Annotated in this window: 13 protein-coding genes and 1 pseudogene; 6 read left to right on the forward strand and 8 right to left on the reverse strand. The window is 63.1% G+C overall.

All coding sequences use genetic code 11. The features are described 5' to 3' along the window. Positions 1–8: 8 nt before the first annotated feature. Entirely contained in the window at positions 9–614 is a 606-nt protein-coding gene (locus AC57B6_RS36875) for a ParB-like protein (protein ID WP_028195326.1), read from the reverse strand. Positions 615–757: 143 nt separating this feature from the next. Between AC57B6_RS36875 and AC57B6_RS36880 the strand changes: the two genes are divergently transcribed. Further along, positions 758–1,069, forward strand: coding sequence for a hypothetical protein (locus tag AC57B6_RS36880; protein ID WP_028195325.1), 312 nt, complete (start codon positions 758–760; stop codon positions 1,067–1,069). On the opposite strand, the gene AC57B6_RS36885 is transcribed toward AC57B6_RS36880, so the two are convergent. Then, positions 1,066–1,557 carry a GlcG/HbpS family heme-binding protein gene (locus AC57B6_RS36885; protein WP_496423180.1) on the reverse strand — a complete coding sequence of 164 codons (492 nt, stop codon included), beginning with the start codon at positions 1,555–1,557 and terminating at the stop codon, positions 1,066–1,068. The genes AC57B6_RS36880 and AC57B6_RS36885 overlap by 4 nt on opposite strands. A 120-nt stretch (positions 1,558–1,677) precedes the next feature. Between AC57B6_RS36885 and AC57B6_RS36890 the strand changes: the two genes are divergently transcribed. Further along, on the forward strand, positions 1,678–2,580 hold the full coding sequence (locus AC57B6_RS36890; RefSeq protein ID WP_496423181.1) for a LysR family transcriptional regulator: 903 nt from the start codon (positions 1,678–1,680) through the stop codon (positions 2,578–2,580). A 714-nt stretch (positions 2,581–3,294) separates the two neighbouring features. After that, on the forward strand, positions 3,295–3,630 hold the full coding sequence (locus tag AC57B6_RS36895; protein WP_496423182.1) for a hypothetical protein: 336 nt from the start codon (positions 3,295–3,297) through the stop codon (positions 3,628–3,630). Between the two features lie 18 nt (positions 3,631–3,648). On the opposite strand, the gene AC57B6_RS36900 is transcribed toward AC57B6_RS36895, so the two are convergent. After that, positions 3,649–4,161: a DUF3455 domain-containing protein gene (locus AC57B6_RS36900; protein ID WP_496423183.1), complete on the reverse strand. Its 513-nt coding sequence runs from the start codon at positions 4,159–4,161 to the stop codon at positions 3,649–3,651. 277 nt (positions 4,162–4,438) lie between these two features. Between AC57B6_RS36900 and AC57B6_RS36905 the strand changes: the two genes are divergently transcribed. Both AC57B6_RS36905 and AC57B6_RS36910 read left to right on the forward strand, forming a co-directional pair. Beyond that, positions 4,439–5,590 (forward strand): peptidyl-alpha-hydroxyglycine alpha-amidating lyase family protein, encoded by a 1,152-nt coding sequence (locus tag AC57B6_RS36905; protein ID WP_406869227.1) that lies wholly within the window; start codon positions 4,439–4,441, stop codon positions 5,588–5,590. 225 nt (positions 5,591–5,815) lie between these two features. After that, on the forward strand, positions 5,816–7,138 hold the full coding sequence (locus AC57B6_RS36910) for an MFS transporter (protein ID WP_144192195.1): 1,323 nt from the start codon (positions 5,816–5,818) through the stop codon (positions 7,136–7,138). 1 nt (position 7,139) lies between these two features. Here the strand turns inward: AC57B6_RS36910 and AC57B6_RS36915 are convergent. The 3 genes and pseudogenes from AC57B6_RS36915 to AC57B6_RS36925 form a co-directional block, all read right to left on the reverse strand. After that, positions 7,140–8,422, reverse strand: a pseudogene (locus AC57B6_RS36915) (TAXI family TRAP transporter solute-binding subunit). Between the two features lie 153 nt (positions 8,423–8,575). Beyond that, the gene (locus AC57B6_RS36920) at positions 8,576–9,298 is read right to left on the reverse strand and encodes a response regulator (RefSeq protein WP_496423184.1); all 723 of its coding nucleotides are present in this window, start codon (positions 9,296–9,298) and stop codon (positions 8,576–8,578) included. 309 nt (positions 9,299–9,607) lie between these two features. After that, positions 9,608–10,936, reverse strand: coding sequence for a DUF1254 domain-containing protein (locus AC57B6_RS36925; protein WP_496423185.1), 1,329 nt, complete (start codon positions 10,934–10,936; stop codon positions 9,608–9,610). A gap of 204 nt (positions 10,937–11,140) precedes the next feature. On the opposite strand from AC57B6_RS36925, the gene AC57B6_RS36930 reads away from it, so the two are divergent. Then, positions 11,141–12,478, forward strand: coding sequence for a DUF1254 domain-containing protein (locus tag AC57B6_RS36930; protein ID WP_406869232.1), 1,338 nt, complete (start codon positions 11,141–11,143; stop codon positions 12,476–12,478). Positions 12,479–12,537: 59 nt separating this feature from the next. Here the strand turns inward: AC57B6_RS36930 and AC57B6_RS36935 are convergent, their stop codons facing one another. Then, positions 12,538–13,881 (reverse strand): MFS transporter, encoded by a 1,344-nt coding sequence (locus tag AC57B6_RS36935; RefSeq protein ID WP_496423186.1) that lies wholly within the window; start codon positions 13,879–13,881, stop codon positions 12,538–12,540. Next, entirely contained in the window at positions 13,869–15,992 is a 2,124-nt protein-coding gene (locus AC57B6_RS36940) for an acetate--CoA ligase family protein (protein WP_496423187.1), read from the reverse strand. Before AC57B6_RS36940 ends, AC57B6_RS36935 begins: the two co-directional genes overlap by 13 nt. Positions 15,993–16,027: the final 35 nt, after the last annotated feature.

Here is a 16,027-nt window from a genome sequence, read left to right on the forward strand (position 1 = left end):
CCCCGGCGCTATTTCACGCGCCGCGATTTGAAACCCGGCAGCGTTCGGGCGTCGGGACTCCACGCCAGGTGGACAGACTGCTCGACCGCTGCATTGAACTGCGACTCGCTGGTCCACATCGGAATGCGTGTGCGATAAAAATCCGCCCACTGGAACTCGGCGAACGGTTCGGGCGTTTTCAGATAGCCTCCCGCGTCGCGCACGAACGCGGCGAGGCTGCGGTACGGGTCGTCGATAAGCGCGGAGACCTCGTCCGGAATCGCGGAAATGGCGCGCAGGATGCCGCGTTCATCGACGGGATGCACCCAGCGTTTTGCAATCACGGTGTCCCAGAACTTCTCGTCCGGCAGTTGCGACAGGTCCGCTGCCACCTCGACGAATGCCTTCGTGATGCCGCCGTCCCACAGCGCACGCGCGAGATGGTGATGGTCGATGACATAGTGCCTCTCGCGCTTGCCGATGACGGTTGGAATCGGCGCGCTCTTCAGGAAGGCTTTCAAAGACTTTGCATCCATGGCCAGAAGGCGCTTTCGTTTTGCATCGACTTCCAGCATGCCGACCGTTGCCTGCAGCGGGCGCAGTTGTTCAATGCCGATGCTCGTTATGCTTGCCATAGGATGACCCTCCATGTCCGCAGCATTCTACTGCCGCGTCCAGGCCAGGTCACGGTGGACTCTTGCAGGCAGACACGGTAGGCTGTGAGTGCTGGTGACTCTGTTTGGCTATGCTGGTCTTAACGACAACGTGGAGCCTGCACATGGACGTAAGCACGGAAACGCTGGTGGAACTGCTGCGGGAAGTGGAAGCCGACGACCCGATCGACTTCGCGGACCTCCCTTTCGGCGAGCAGGAACTCAGGCGGCTTGTCATGAGTTCACTGGTCGAGCGTCATCACCTGGTCGAAGCAGGCAACATGTCGATCTCCGACATTCATGCGCTGTACCTGTTGAGCACCGCGAAGCTGGTCCTCGAGAACCTGGTGCTGCATGCGAGGCTGCTTCTGCTCCAGGGGCAGCAGGTCGACGTACGGTCTCTGCTGGCGCCGTTCACCCTCAAAGGCAAACCTTAACGGCCGCCTGGCGATTCCGGTTCCGATTCTGGTTCTGATTGCGCTGCTGTTGCCGGCAGCGCATCGGCGCCGGCCTGGGCGACCTGTGCGTCCTGGTCGGAGCGCATGCCCGACACACCTATCGCGCCGACTATGGCGCCATCGCGAATCAGCGGGATTCCTCCATCCAGCGGCACGAGGTTGGTCATGCCGAGCAGACGCAGCTGGAGCCCGCCCTGCGCGAGGGCGTCCTCGAAAACGCGCGTCGGGCGCCGGAATCGCACGGCCGTTTCGGCTTTCTGTCTTGCCACCTCGTAACTGCCGAGTTGCGCGCCATCGAGCCGCTGCTGAAGCACCAGGTGTCCGCCGCTATCCACCACCGCGATCACCATGGGCCAATCGTGACGCAGAGCTTCCTCTTCGGCTGCGCGCGCTACCTGGCGTGCATCGGCGAGGGTGAACCGGTCGCTGTATTTCATCGGCATGCCATTCTCGTTACGTTGAGTCATTGATCGCCTCCTTGCGAATCGGCCGGGTATCGACATGGCTAGAATGTACGGCGGTGAGCGGCTCCCGGCTAGCTGTGCGAGCCGTCAGAGATTCTTCCGGAAAACGAGAGAATGACGGGCATGAACAAAGACGAATATGAAGTGCTGCTGGCTATCCTCGACGAAGGAAGCCTGACGGCTGCGGCGCGCTCGCTGGGTCGAACGTTGCAATCGGTGAGCCGTGCTATTGCAGCGCTCGAGCGTGAGTTGAACACGACCTTGTTTCACCGTACGACGCGCCTGGTCGAGCCCACCGCGGCGTGCCTGAAATTCGCCGCGCGAATTCGGCCCGCACTGGGAGAAATCAGCGCAGCGCGCGACGAACTCGTCGACCAGGCCACACAGTTGCGCGGCAGTATTCGCGTTGGCGCGCCAACGGCATTCGGCGCCGAGTTTGTCTCGCCGATTCTTGCGACGTTTCTGGCGATTCACGAGTCTGTCCGGGCCGAACTCGTGCTCGCCGAACAGCATCTCGACCTCGCGAAAGCCGACATCGATCTCGCGGTCCGCCTCGGACGTCTGCCGGATTCGAACTTACGCGCGAAACAGGTGGGCACGCTGCGGCGCGTGGTATTTGGCACACCGAGCTATTTCGCCGCGCGCGGCTATCCGGTCCATCCGTCCGATCTTGCCTCGCACGACTGCATCCTGCGCCAGCATGCCGAGCGTGAGACATGGACGTTCAATCGGGCCGGCGGCGCTGTCGAGGTCACGGGGCGGTTTCGCTCCGCCAGCGCGCTCGCGTGCAATGCCGCGGCTGCGGCAGGCGCGGGTATCGGCCGGGCGCCGATCTTTCAGGTGCAGAAACTGCTCGACGCGGCGCAGGTGGTGACGGTGCTGGACGCGTTCGAGCCCGAGCCGGTTCCGGTTCATCTGGTGTGGAGCGCGGGCCGCCCGGTTGCGCGCCGCATCCGCGCGCTGATCGACTTCATGGCGGCGCGCCTTGTTTCCGGAACGGGAGGAAAGGCTACACACCTCCGTTAACGTAACGAGCCTCTAGTTCGTTGCCGACAAAAATCTGACCGATCCGGACGAGAAAATTACCCGTTTCCGACTGGATCTTCCGCTGCATCACGCTGTAATCCCTGCTGGCACCGGGCACGCAGAATGCTCACACATTGCGGAGTTCCGCGCGCGGGCTTGTTGCGCTCGGCACGGATTGTTTTTTCGCATTAGCATAGGCAGCATGTCCCGTGCCGTTTGGTGGCGTGAGCCACCGGACCGTTCCCGCTGGACACGTCAACGTGTGCGGGCCGCGCAAATCATCCCCACATCAACCCATCGCGGGCCTGCGCCGCGAACTGCCGTCCGGCGCGTTCTCCGAGCGGGCGGCCGTCATCAATCCTGTCGCGTCGATTGAACGAATCGTTGGTTAATATGAGGAATGTAAGCAAATCTTTGATAGTCGGCGTGCTGCTCATCGAAGTGGCGTTCGGCGCTTTTCTGCTGTTGCAGGAAAGAGATCGCGCAGCGGCCGATACCGAGGTCCCGAGGGACAATTCAGCGGAATTGGCCGCGACTTCCTTCCAGGCTGCTCCCCAACTGGATGACGCTCATGCGACAGCGGGAACTGTGGTCGGCGCAGCGCCACTGCCCAGGCCCGCAGCGACTGACCCCAATCAGGTTGTGAGCGGAACCGTGGCAACGCAATCCGGTTCGCCAGCGAAAGAGATCGTGCAAGTACCACCGAAAGCGGATATGCGCCCACGTGAACCGGTCGCGCAGCATGCATACGTCGCACCGCGCCCTGTCCCCGTGCCGCGCACCGAAACCCGCCGTGACAGCTTGCATCGTGACGGCGCGAATCCTATTGCTTCCGCGATGACCGATGCGCTGGTCAAACAGTCCGCGCAACTCGATCCGGCATTGCCGCCGCCCCGGCCACAATCTCAACCTCAACCGCAGTTCAGCCGCAACGATCCGTATCGTCCGGGCTCGAACCCGGTTGCGGCTGCGATGACCGAACAACTGGTGAGACAGTCCGCGAAACTCGATCCGGCGCTGCCGCCGCCGAACCAGCCCAACGTGAAGTAAGCGGACGGCTTTGCCTGCCTAGCGGTAGAACACGTAGTTCGCGAGATAGGGCGAGCTTCCTGATGCATGTTCCGTTGAACACGATGCAGCCGGCGCTAACCCGCCGACGGTATGCACGCGTTGCACATATCGCACTGCTGACAATGTGCCGCTACCGGCCGTGCTATGTGTTTCGAGCAATAGCTGGGGAATGCTCGCCGGTGTTTCGCTGGGCTTCTGCGCGAGCACGCGGCCTACGATCCGGCTACCATCTTCCGCCTCCCAGGACGGCCCCGCGCCATGCCGGACCACTGCGCGACCGCTTGCATCGTAGAGCGTGGCTTGTGGACTCCGGAACACCCATGCCAGATGACCCTGCGCGTCGAGTTCGCACGAATAGTTCTGCACGCCCGATGCAGTGAGGGTCATCACGCGCTCGGCCTGAGGCGGATCGATAGACGCGCTCGGCGGACCGGCGGGTGGCATCGCACAAGCGCCTAACATGGCGATCGTGACGGTTGCGAAGCTGGCTTGCGAAAGATTCCTGAGCATGGATGTCACCTCGAGTGAAGCGTGGCGCATGGCGGTTGCGGCCGTTGAGTACGACCGTCGATCCGGACAGACGGGATAGTACGCGTGATCTGCGTGGTCTGCGTCGTCTGCGTCGTCTGCGTCGTCTTCCAGGCAGCGGGAATTTGCGTGTGCGTCTTCCCGGTGTATCCTCGCCGTGCAAGACTCTGTGCGCCTGTTATCCGGACATGCCGCATACCTTGGCGCGTAAACCGACCACGCCGCTGTCCCGCAAGGCGAGCGAAAGGAAGACAAGCCAATGAACGATCAACAGTCGTACTCCTGTCTTTGCTGCAGTGACTCTCCGGGCGCGGTGTTGAGCCGTCGCCGCTTCCTCGCTCTGGCCGCCGAAAGTGCCGCGGCGCTCGCTTTGTTCCCCAGTCTCGCCTACGCGGAATCTGTCCCGGGCATCGCTTACGAGTCGGTTCCGAATCTGCTGCGTCTCCCAGACGATGTGTATTTCGGCGAGTGTTCGGGCGTCAGCTTCAACTCGAAGGGACATATTTTTGTGCTCTCGCGCGGCAACTCGATTGGGCCGGCCTACGGCGCGGCTGCAGCCCAGCTTCTCGAGTTCGCACCGGACGGCCGCTTCGTCCGCGAGATCGGCCACAACCTCTACGCGTGGTCGTTTGCGCACACGGTCAAGGTCGACCGGCACGACAATATCTGGGTGACCGACAAAGGTTCCGACATGGTAATCAAGTTCACGCCGGAGGGACGCGTAGCCATGGTGTTCGGCCGCAAGCAGGAAGCGGCGGACGAGGCAACCGGTCCGCTCAAGCATCCGAATCCGCCGCTGCCGGCGGAGCCGGGACGCTTCAGGCAGGTTACCGATGTCGCGTGGGACAGCGCCGACAACACCTACATTAGCGACGGATACATCAACTCCCGCGTGGCGAAGGTCGACAAGGACGGCAACTGGCTCAAATCGTGGGGCGATCGCGGCACCGGTCCGGGTCAGTTTCATACGCCACACAGTATCGCGGTCGATGCGAAGGGTCTCGTCTATGTTGCCGATCGCAGCAATCGCCGCATTCAGGTGTTCGACGGCGAAGGCAATTTCCAGCGGCAGTTCACGATCGACGTGCCGGTGCCGCCAGGCGCTCAACCGGCCATCGGCAACGTGCCGGACGAAGCCGCCATAGCCGAGGGTACCTTTGCGCCCGGCTCGCCGTGGGCGATCTGCATTTCGCCGGGCCCGAATCAGGTGCTCTACAGTTCCGATGCGTTTCCGGGGCGCATCTACAAACTGACGCTCGAAGGGAAACTGCTTGGCGTGCTGGGCCAATCCGGCAAGCAACTGAAGCAGTTTGGCTGGATTCATCAAATGGCTTGTCCGTCCGAGAACGTGCTGTTGGTGGCCGAGCTTCTGAACTGGCGAGTCCAGAAGCTGCTGTTGCGCCCGTCTTGATGGAGCGGCCGATAACGTAAACGCTATCGGCCCATCCGGTTTCCTCATTGGAGTCGGCGGGTTTCGGTCCGTACACTGGTTGCTCGGTGGCCGCTTAATTGCTGCTTAATTGCCGCTTAAGGGCCACACAGCGTATGCACGTGAGCATCGTGCTGCGCGCAGCGCGCAAAGACGCCACTGGCGACAATGAATGGCCGCATAAAGCCATCTGGACGGAGACACGATTTGAACAAACCCATCATTCCGGTACCGGCCGCCGCGGCGCCGTCCACTCAGCTCAATTTCCGCTGGCACGTGCTGATCTGGCTGCTGATCGGCGGGATCATCAACTACATGGATCGCGCCAGTCTTTCGATCGCCGCACCCGGCATGATTCAGGAACTAGGGCTGACGCGCACGCAGATTGGTCTGCTCGGCAGCGTGTTCGCGTGGACCTATGCGGTCATGCAGTTACCCGCGGGCTGGGTGATCGACCGTTTCGGCGCGAAGCGTGCGTATGCGCTCGGCATGATCTGGTGGAGTGTCGCGACCTGGCTGACGGGCGTGGTGGGTTCGATCTCCGGCTTGCTGGTGATGCGTGCGTTGCTCGCGGTGGGCGAGGCGCCGTGCTGGCCGACCTCGGCAAAAATCACAGCGGCGTGGTTTCCCGCCAAGGAGCGCGGCTTCGCGACGGGCGTGTGGGATTCATCGTCGAAGTGGGGACCGGCGCTCGCGCCCGCCATGCTGGTTGCATTGATGGTCGCGTTCGGCTGGCGCTCGCTATTTCATGTGACCGGCGCCGTCGGGATCGCGTTCGCGCTGCTGTTCCTGCTGCTGTATCGCAATCCGGTCGACAGCAAGCGCCTGTCGAAGGACGAACTGGCCTACATCGAAGCGGGCGGCGGCGGTCACGAACGGTCGCTGACGAGTTCGTCGCTCAAATGGCGTTCGCTGTTCGGCCGCCGCAGCGTGTGGGGCATGATCCTCGGCTACTTTTGCACGATCTGGCTGTGGAATATCTTCCTCGTGTTTTTGCCGCTCTATCTGCTCGACCGCTTCCACATTTCGTTCGCGCAGCTCGGCGTGGTCGCGGGTATTCCGTGGGCGGGCGGCGCTGTGGGCGAAATCGCGGTGGGCTATCTGGCGAAGAAGATCGTCGATCGCCATCTCGCCTCGGCGATCGATGCGAAGCGGCTACTGATCGCCTGCTGTTCGGTGGGCGCGGCGGCGTGCGCGATTGCGTTGCCGTTCACCCACGTATTCAGCGTGACCATCGCACTGTTCACCGTCGGTCTCGCCTTCATTGCCGCCGTGGTCGGCTCGGCGTGGGCGCTCGCGGCGGATATCGCGCCGTCGTCGATGATTGCGTCGGTGAGCGCGATCCAGAATTTTGGCGGCTACTTTGGGGGGGCATTCTCGCCGGTCGTCGCGGGCTTCATCGTCGATCGCACGGGTTCTTATGCGCTCGCGTTCATCTCCGGCGGCATCATTGCCGGATGTGCCGCGCTGTTCTACTGGTTCATGGCTCGCCAGCCGATCGTCGACGACGCTGCCGCGCCGGCGCCTTAAGCTATGCTTGCCGCGCGACCCGGGCAATCCGGTCCCGGACTACGCCAATCGCGCATAGACGTCGTGGATATAACGCTGTGGCATCTTGATCTGGTTGGCGTTCGCATCGATATGCTCGATCTCTTCCTGCCATTGCGCGATCTGGTCCGCGGTGGGATGGCGGTTTTTCCATATTTCATCCTCAAGCGCCTTGATCTCGCGATACCAGACCACCAGGCGTTTCTTGATGCGGGCCTCCGCCATGCGCGGCAACGCCTGCAACAGCCCGAGCATTAACGCCATGAAGGGGAGCAGGATCAGCAAGCGCCTTTCGATAAAACTGGCTAGCCAGAATGGCAGGTAGCGCTGCAGAAAAGGGCGCCCCGTTTTGAAGTAACGCTCGCTCTCTTCAGAAACAGGAAATTCCTCGGTGTTCAGATTGGGAAACACGCCAAGCCGCGTGAAGTAATCTTCGCCGCCGTGGACGGTTTTGGCCGCGTCCAGCAACAGATAGACCAGCGCGGGGTGCAGCGTGTCTTTTGCAACGAGCAACGCGGTGGCGGCGAGCAGCGTGACGTCGGTCTGCGGCAGATCGTTGACGACGCTGGTCGACGCGCGCGGAAAGATCACCTTGGATAGCGATGGGAATTTCTGCACTAGCGCATCGGCCTGCGCAAAACTCATCAGCTTGAGATTGCTGTTCAGCAGGGTTGTCTGCATGGGCGCATCGGGTCTGCCGATAAAGAAGGCCGCATCCAGTTGGCCGTTTTCGAGCGCTTGATAGGATTGGGCCGCGTCCATTTCGAGCAGCGTTGTATTGTCCCGTGTGACGCCGCTGTATCCGAGCAATACCTGCGAAACGTTCAGCAGGCCGCTGCCGGGAACGCCGATTGAAATCCGCTTGCCACGCAGTTGCGCCAGCCGGCTGACGGTGGGCTCGCCTCGGTAGAACACCCAGATCGGTTCATAGGAGACCGCGGCGATTGTCTGCAGGTGATCGGTGTCCTTGGGGCGGGTGGTGCCGGACTGGAAAAAACCCACTTCGTATTCGCTGTTCGGGTCCGTCAGGCGCTGATAGTTTTCGCTCGAACCCGACGAACTGCGGATATCGAGTTTGATGCCGTCGCGTTTCAGGAGGGGCGCATAGCGGTCCGCAAAGCCGCGATAGATGCCGTTGTCCGCACCGGTGGTGATGACGATCGTATGGCGGAAGGCGGGTTCGAGGATCACCGAGAGTCCCCAGCCTAACGCCGCTATCAGCAGTATCGCGCCGGCAATGAGAAGCCGCCGGCGGCCCGGTGTCATGGGGACTTTTTCGTTGCGATGAAGCGCTGGGTTGTGCCTGGGCATTGTTCGCCTCTCTGGTTCGGCGCTGCTCGCCAGCAAGGATAATGCAGTGCCTTGAAGGCCTTGTCCACATCCAGGCTCAGCGTTGCGATCGTCGCGGCAAGCGAAGCATCAGTGCCTCGTGGTCTGCTGCGCGCCATCCGGCACGAACACATAACCGTGACTGCGCACGGTCTGGATGAAGCGCGGAGAGGAGGGGTTGCTCTCGAGGATTCTGCGCAGCCGCCACACCTGGACGTCGATACCGCGGTCGGTATGATCGTCTTCCGGGCCATGCAGCAGCTCGAGCAGGCGCTCCCGGGTCAGCGTGCGCATAGGGTTGCTGACGAAGACCTTTAGTAGCGCGAATTCTCCGGCCGACAGCGTGAGCCGCCTGTTTTCCATGATCAGCGTGCGCAGTTGAAGATCCAGTGTGAATGGGCCGAATTCGATCACGGCGTGTTCATCCCGCGCGGTGCCCGGCGCAGCCTGGGTTTGTCGGCGCAATACGGCCCGCATGCGCGCAAGCAGTTCGCGCGGATTGAAGGGTTTGCCGATACAGTCGTCCGCGCCCATTTCGAGTCCCACGATCCGGTCCATGTCGTCGGGCCCCGAGGCCAGAATCACGGGGACAGTGTTGCCGGCGGCGCGCAGTTTGGTCAGCGCGGCGAGACCGTTTACGCCTTGCATGATCTGGTCGAGAACAATCAGATCCGGCGGGTTCCGTTCGATCTGATCGCCAAGCGATCTCACCTCGTGCAAAACGGAGACCGCCATTCCTTCTCGTCCGAGAAAGGCGGCAAGCGAACCAAGGAGTTCGACATCGTCGTCAACGACCAGTATTTGAGTTGTCATAGTAAGGGAATCGAACGCGAAGGCCTGAAAACAGGGGGCAATAACGTTGGCCGAACCCTCACGACGGCTGGTTGGCTATGCCAGCTTTCAGTGTTGTCAGGATGTGGGTGATGTGCGAACGTTGTGCTCCAGTCTCTTTAACGGAGCAGGTCGCGGGAATCCGTCGCCGAATATTGGATTTTTTACTTTGGCGGCGCGGCCGCGCGGGAATGGGCGGCCGGCGTGGAGGTCAGCAGGCGCCTGGACTTTGCGGCGCCTTAGCTAGTCGACGGTCTGGTCAACGGGCTGGTCTAACGAGCTGACGGTTTTTCAGGGTCGGTCGGCCGGAACGCGGCGGATCGGCGGATAGTGAAACTTTCTGTCGAGATGAAGCGCGCCCGGTATGTAGATGCGCAGCATGATGTAGAACAGCCCGTCCGGCGCGGGGAGCCAGTTGGTTAGCGCGGCAGGGTCAAGCGGCGGTGTTGCCGACAAGGTCAGCGACAGGCCGCCTTCATCGTAGCGAAGCTGCGGTGAGCGATCACCGATCGAGTATCGCTCGATTGCGTTATCCACCAGCATGCGCGATGCCTTGTCATACATCGTGATCGACCAGAATGCCTGCGAGTGCGGCAGGCCGCCAGGCGGAAACGACAGTTCGTACGTATGGCGCCCGTCAAGCGGTTGTCCTTCGCTGTCCCGGTCGGCGGTGACGTACATCGCTTCCTCTATGCCGAGTGCGCCGATGTAGTTGCGGCTGACGTGCGCGCGCTTCAGATAGTCGTCGCCGAACGAAGCGCGGACTTCCACCGGCAGGAACCATCCGCCGCCGAGCGCCGACGGCTGGGGCACGCCCAGCTCGGCGATCACGTGCTCGAGCGCGCTGCCGAGCGCGGCGAGCGTGGGCGCCGCGAGCGTCGATACATCGATGTTTGTGCCGATGCCGACCGCGGCAAAACGGGCGACGAGTGCGGATTCGGCGGCAGGCGGAGGATTGCGGGCGAGCGCGGCGTTGACCGCCGCTGCATAAAAACGCGGATCGCCGGCCGCCGCGCCGCGCGCCATGCCGACATCGAAACGCCGGTGTGCGGGTTGGCCGCTGAGCGTCTTCACGGCGAAGCGATCCTGCAGGGCATGCGCGGCGGCCAGATCGTCCACGCCGTCGACCAGGATGCGGCCGATCATCCAGACCTCTCGCGTTGGGCAGGCGATCGCTGTGAGATCGTCGTCGGCGAGCGGCGGCACGTCGCCGTAATAGAGCAGAAAGCGCCGCGCGCCGTTGCCGGTTGTGCGCGTGCCGATGGATTCGAACGGGTTGGTGTAGAAGTCCAGCAGACCGAGTACGTAGTAGCGGTCCGCCGTGTCGGGCACTTCCAGCACGAGCGGTTCGTCGCCGAGGTCGAGCCACGTGCTGAGGTAAAGCGTGTCGTTATTGGGCGTCACGACTTCGCGGTTGCGCGGGCCCAGCAACTGACGGCCGCGCACCAGCTGATTGACCCAGCCGAATGTCGAAGCCGGACTGTCGCCGGCGAACTCGCCGTTGTCGTCGCGGCGGGGGCAGGCCGCCGCGCGCGCGCGCGCCATTTCGAATAGTGGCAGGGTGTAGATCACCGCATCGCGGGCGAGTGCGGTGAGATTTTCGCTTGCAAAGCCAGACATGGATACCGCTCCGGTTATGGACAGGAAGGAGTGGGATCGAGCCTACCGCGCCGGCCGGATAACGGTACCAGGGTTTCGCTATGTTAAACACTCGCGCGCCGGCCGCTGCCTATACTTTGCGCTCCTCAGGCTTGCAAGGGGATCCCGCTATCCCGCCTCCCCGTGCGTGCTCGCATGCAAGCCGATCCTCACGGAGTTTCTCGAATGACCATTGGCAATGCACAGCAGGAGTGGGCTTACGTCGCAGGGGTTCAGGCATTCATATACGGTTATCCGCTCGTCGAAATGGTGCGTACGTGCGCGCTCATGACCGCCGTCGACGAACCGCAGAACAACGGCCGTGCGCCGATCAACCAGTTCTCGCATTGTCCGCGGCCGTGGACCCACGAGGACCGTGATGTCGTCACGCCGGCCAATGACCTGCTTTACTCGATGGCCTGGCTGAATCTCGCCGACGGTCCCGTCATGTTTTCGACGCCGGCACCGACCGGGCGTTACTTCGTGATGGAGTTCATCGACGCGTATAGCGACAATTTCCATAACCTCGGTCCGCGTGTGATGGGGCCGTCAGCGGCAAGCTTTGCCATTGTCGGCCCCGACTGGTCCGGCTCGCTGCCGCCCGGTTCGATCGAAATCCGCTGTCCGACGAATCTCGTGTGGGTGCTGGGCCGTGTGTTGATCGATGGCGTTGAAGACATGGAGGCAGCGCGTGCCTTCCAGGCCGGTTTCACGCTGCGCGCGACGGCGCCGGCCCGCGTGCCGCGCGCGGTGGCGGCCTACCAGCCCTGGAACGAAGCAGGCGAGGCGTTCTTCGCGAACCTGGCAAGAGCGATGGCCGACAACCCGCCGCCCGCGGTGGATACGGGCCTCGTCGCCCAGTTTTCCCGCCTGGGTATTTCAGCGGAGCGGGCGTTCGATGCCAGGCTGCCCAACGACGCGCAGGTGGCGGTTTTGCGAAGGGCGGTGGCAGCGGGTATCGAGATCGTCGATGGCCATACCCGTAGCCGTCGCGCGCGGCCATGGTCGATCAACTATGCGGGTGGCCGACTGGGCACGGACTATCTGGCGCGCTCCTGTACCGCGATGAAAGGGCTCGGCGCGCTCGCGAGCGAGGAGGCGCTCTATGCGCTGGGCGACTTCGACAGCAAGGGCGAGCAGCTCGACGGCGCGCATGACTACGTGTTGCACTTTCCTGCCGGGGGCTTGCCGCCGGTGGATGCCTTCTGGTCAGTATCGATTTACGGCAGCGACTTCTGTTTCGCGGATAACCCGATCCGGCGCTATGCGATCGGCGATCGCACGCGCGATCTGCACTACGGCCCGGATGGTTCGCTCGACATTCTGATCCAGCACGCGCAACCGCGGCAGGGGATCTCGAACTGGTTGCCGGCTCCTGCGGGCCGTTTCTATCTCATCTTGCGGCTATACCATCCGCGCGAAGCCATCCTGTCGAAGGCCTACACGATTCCGCCGGTTGAGCGTATCGACGAGCGAGTCAATGAGCGCGTCGACGGGCAGGTCGACGAGGATGTGCAGCGGTAAGCCGGAATGCAGCCTGTCCGCCGGTGGACAGGCTGCGCTTCCGATTGAACGTTATTCCGTCAAGCCGCTTCCTCGCTGGCGGACGGCCCTGCGGCCACGTCGTTGCGAATGCTGCCGGCGCGAGCGTGGAAGTGCTGCAAAGCGCGCACCGAGCGTTCGGGATTCAGTAGCCAGATGCCGAGCACGCCGCACGGCACCAGAATGCAGCCCAGCACGGTGAAACCATGCCTGAAGCCTTCGGCGATGCCCTGTGTATCGCTCACGAAGTGCCCCATCAACGCCGGCGCGATGAGACCCGCCAGCGTTCCGAGGGAGGCGTTGATGCCGAGCCAGGCGGCGCGCTGTTTGATCGGCGTGACTTCGCCGATCATTAATGGGCCGAAGAAAAAGATCAACTGGCTCAGCACATTGGTCGCGCTCAGACACAACACCTTGAGCGCGGGACTGAGCGCAAGCGTCGTGCCGAACAGGGCGAGGCCCGCGAACGCGACCGGCACGCTTGTCATGACGCCGCGCGATAGGCGCGAACTCACGCCCCTGCCGCCAAGCCACTGAGAAAGGAACGACGCGGCGAGCGTGACGGGAATGCCGGCGCTGACAATCAACGAGAACAGCCAGCCGGCGTCGGCCGCCGGATAACCGAGCGCGAGCCGCAGATAGGCCGGAAACCAGGTGAATCCAACCGACAGCACCGAATAGCCGACGAAGGTCAGCAGGATGCAACCCACCAGCGTCGGATCGACAATCAGCCGCCGGTAGGGAACATGCTGGCCCGGCGGCTGTGCCGTCTGTGCGGCCATCGCATCCGCCGCGTCCGCCGTTTCGTCGACCGTACCTTCGGCGCCCAGTAGCAGCCACAGCACGGTCCACACACATCCGGCAATGCCGAGTACGAGAAACGCGCGATGCCAGTCGTAGTGAATGATCAGATAGGTCAGGCACGGGCCGGCCAGCAGCATGCCGGTGTTGGCGCCTTGCAGCACGATCGCGCTCGGGATGCTGCGCTTGCTGTTATCGAACCATTTGTAGGTCGCGTGAATCGCCAGCGGGTAGGCCGGTCCTTCGCCCGCGCCGAGCAGAATCCGGCAGAGGATCAACAAGGGGAACGAGACCGTGCCGACGAGCGGAAACTGCACCAGCGCCCACGCGAGCGCGAGCACCGCCAGCAGCCACTTTGCCTTGATGCGGTTGGCCGCGAAACCGAACAGCACACCGGCCGTCGAAAACAGCAGAAAGAAACTGCTGCCGACGAGGCCCAGTTGCTGCGGCGTCAGTCCAAGGTCATGCATCATCGGCACCGCGGCGAGACCGATCACGGCCTTGTCGGCGAAATTGATCAGCATGAACAGGAACATCAGCGCGACCACGATCCATGCGCGCCATCGGGGGCTTATGGGGAACATGTTTTCTCCGTTGAGCGGATTGTTACGAGCGCATCCACGGCGCACGAAAACTGGCCTCTGGGCCGCGCGATGAACGGGTTGATATCGATCGACTCGATGCTGCCGGCGTTGGCCGCGGCGAAACGCGAGAGCGCGGCCAGTGTGTCGGCGATTGTGTCGACGTCGACCGGCGGTTGACCACGCACGCCGCCCAGCACGGGCCACGCGCGAATCTCGCGAATCATCCGGTGTGCTTCCGCGACGTCGAAGGGCGCCTGCCTGAACGTGACATCCTTGAGCACTTCGACGAGAACCCCGCCCAGTCCGAACATGACGACGGGACCGAACACCGGATCGCGTGTCACGCCGAGAATGCATTCCACGCCGCCCTGGATCATCGGCGCGACCAGCACGCCTTCGATATGCGCGTTGGGCGCGGCGCGCGCGGCGTTCTCCGTGATACGCGCGAAGGCGGCCCGAACCGCCTCTGAATCGGCCAGCCGCAGTGCGACGCCGCCGACATCCGATTTGTGTGCGATGTCCGCGGACAGCACCTTGAGCACGACCGGAAATCCGAGCCGGGTGGCTGCGTCGGAGGCTTCGTCGGCGCTTCTTGCCACGCGGCTCGAAACCACCGGAATGCCGGCGTCGGCGAGGAGGCGCAGCGCGTCGGCTTCGTCGAAACGCGCAGGCTCGATGGCGACCGGTTCAGGCAACGCAATCGACGTCCGCTGCTGCTCGAAATGGCGGCTAAATGCGTGTAGCGCCGCAATCGCCCGCACGGCGGCAGCGGGTTCCTCGAACGTCAGGCAGCGGTGCGATTCGAGAAAATCGCGGTTCTGCTCGTCGAAGAGCGAGACCACGGCGATAGTCAGGTCCGGATGAGCGGCGCGCACGCGGGCCCACAACTCGGTGACCATCGGTCTGTGTTGCGGCGAAATGCCGGTGACCGCCTGGAACGACACGATCGCGCCATATTGGCCGTGCTCCAGCATCGTATCGACGGTGTCGCCCAGCAGCGCGGGCTCGTTGAGTATCTGGCCGGTGATATCGACCGGATTGACGGCGGACGCGAACGGCACGCGCTCGACAATCGCCTGCTGTCCGGCTTGCGCCAGCGGCGGCACCGAGAGTCCTACCCGCTCGGCTTCGTCGACCATCAATACGCCGGCGCCGCCGGAAAGCGACACGATGCCAAGCGCCTCGGACGCAGGCAGCGGTGCGACCGAACAGGCATAGCCGATATCGAACAGTTCGTGAATGTCTTGCGCGCGGTACACGCCGTACTGGCGCAACACGGCGTCGTAGATTTCATCGCAGCCGGCAAGCGAGGCGGTGTGCGATGCCGCGGCTGCGGCGCCCTGCGTGGTGCGGCCAACCTTGCACATCACCACGGGTTTGCGCTGCGCGCGAGCCAGTTCGAGCGCGGCGCACAGTTTCTCGCCGTCGCGCGCGCCTTCGAGGTAGCACAGGATCACGGAGGTGGCAGGGTCGAGCGCTTGCCACGCGAGCGCGTCGGCGAGTTCGATATCCGCTTCATTGCCCGTGGAGACGAAATGACTGATACCCAGACCGCGACGCTGCGCGAGCATCAACGCGAAGATCCCGAACGCGCCGCTCTGGCTGATCAGTCCGATGTTGCCGCGCAGCGGCGCGGCGATTTTCAGCGCGGGGGTGAACGTCGCGTACACGCCTTGATGGTTGTTGACGAAGCCGAGGCAATTCGGTCCCAGCAAGCGGATCGCGCTGTCCTTCACGAGCGCGCGGAGTTCGTTCTGTGCGCGCACACCGGCTGCACCGATTTCCGCGAAGCCCGAGGAAAACATCACGATCGAGCGGACCCCGGCGGCCGCCGCATCTTCCACTGCGGACATAACGCCTGCTGCGGGCACCGCACAGATGGCCATGTCGATTGGCGCGCCGACGTCGCGCAGGTTCGGGTAAGACTGCAGACCCTGGATGCGATCCTGTTTCGGGTTGACCGGATAGATTGCGCCGGGATACTGCTGGGTCAGCAGATACTCCACCGGCAGGCCGCCTATTTTGGCCGGATTCGACGAGGCGCCGACAACGGCAATCGATTGGGGATTGAACAGCGGGCCGAGCGCCTGCTGACAGGATGACAAAGGCATTGAGACCACTCCGCGTAGACCTGTAGGGGTGGCTT

Source organism: Paraburkholderia sp. BGA-UO-ETr-F12, assembly GCF_059567945.1.

What these genes read in the sequence shown, in the direction of transcription:
- AC57B6_RS36875 (WP_028195326.1), bottom strand. Translation starts at nt 614, where the DNA reads ATGGCAAGCATAACGAGCATCGGCATTGAACAACTGCGCCCGCTGCAG.
- AC57B6_RS36880 (WP_028195325.1), top strand. Translation starts at nt 758, where the DNA reads ATGGACGTAAGCACGGAAACGCTGGTGGAACTGCTGCGGGAAGTGGAA.
- AC57B6_RS36885 (WP_496423180.1), bottom strand. Translation starts at nt 1,557, where the DNA reads ATGACTCAACGTAACGAGAATGGCATGCCGATGAAATACAGCGACCGG.
- AC57B6_RS36890 (WP_496423181.1), top strand. Translation starts at nt 1,678, where the DNA reads ATGAACAAAGACGAATATGAAGTGCTGCTGGCTATCCTCGACGAAGGA.
- AC57B6_RS36895 (WP_496423182.1), top strand. Translation starts at nt 3,295, where the DNA reads ATGCGCCCACGTGAACCGGTCGCGCAGCATGCATACGTCGCACCGCGC.
- AC57B6_RS36900 (WP_496423183.1), bottom strand. Translation starts at nt 4,161, where the DNA reads ATGCTCAGGAATCTTTCGCAAGCCAGCTTCGCAACCGTCACGATCGCC.
- AC57B6_RS36905 (WP_406869227.1), top strand. Translation starts at nt 4,439, where the DNA reads ATGAACGATCAACAGTCGTACTCCTGTCTTTGCTGCAGTGACTCTCCG.
- AC57B6_RS36920 (WP_496423184.1), bottom strand. Translation starts at nt 9,298, where the DNA reads ATGACAACTCAAATACTGGTCGTTGACGACGATGTCGAACTCCTTGGT.
- AC57B6_RS36925 (WP_496423185.1), bottom strand. Translation starts at nt 10,936, where the DNA reads ATGTCTGGCTTTGCAAGCGAAAATCTCACCGCACTCGCCCGCGATGCG.
- AC57B6_RS36930 (WP_406869232.1), top strand. Translation starts at nt 11,141, where the DNA reads ATGACCATTGGCAATGCACAGCAGGAGTGGGCTTACGTCGCAGGGGTT.
- AC57B6_RS36935 (WP_496423186.1), bottom strand. Translation starts at nt 13,881, where the DNA reads ATGTTCCCCATAAGCCCCCGATGGCGCGCATGGATCGTGGTCGCGCTG.
- AC57B6_RS36940 (WP_496423187.1), bottom strand. Translation starts at nt 15,992, where the DNA reads ATGCCTTTGTCATCCTGTCAGCAGGCGCTCGGCCCGCTGTTCAATCCC.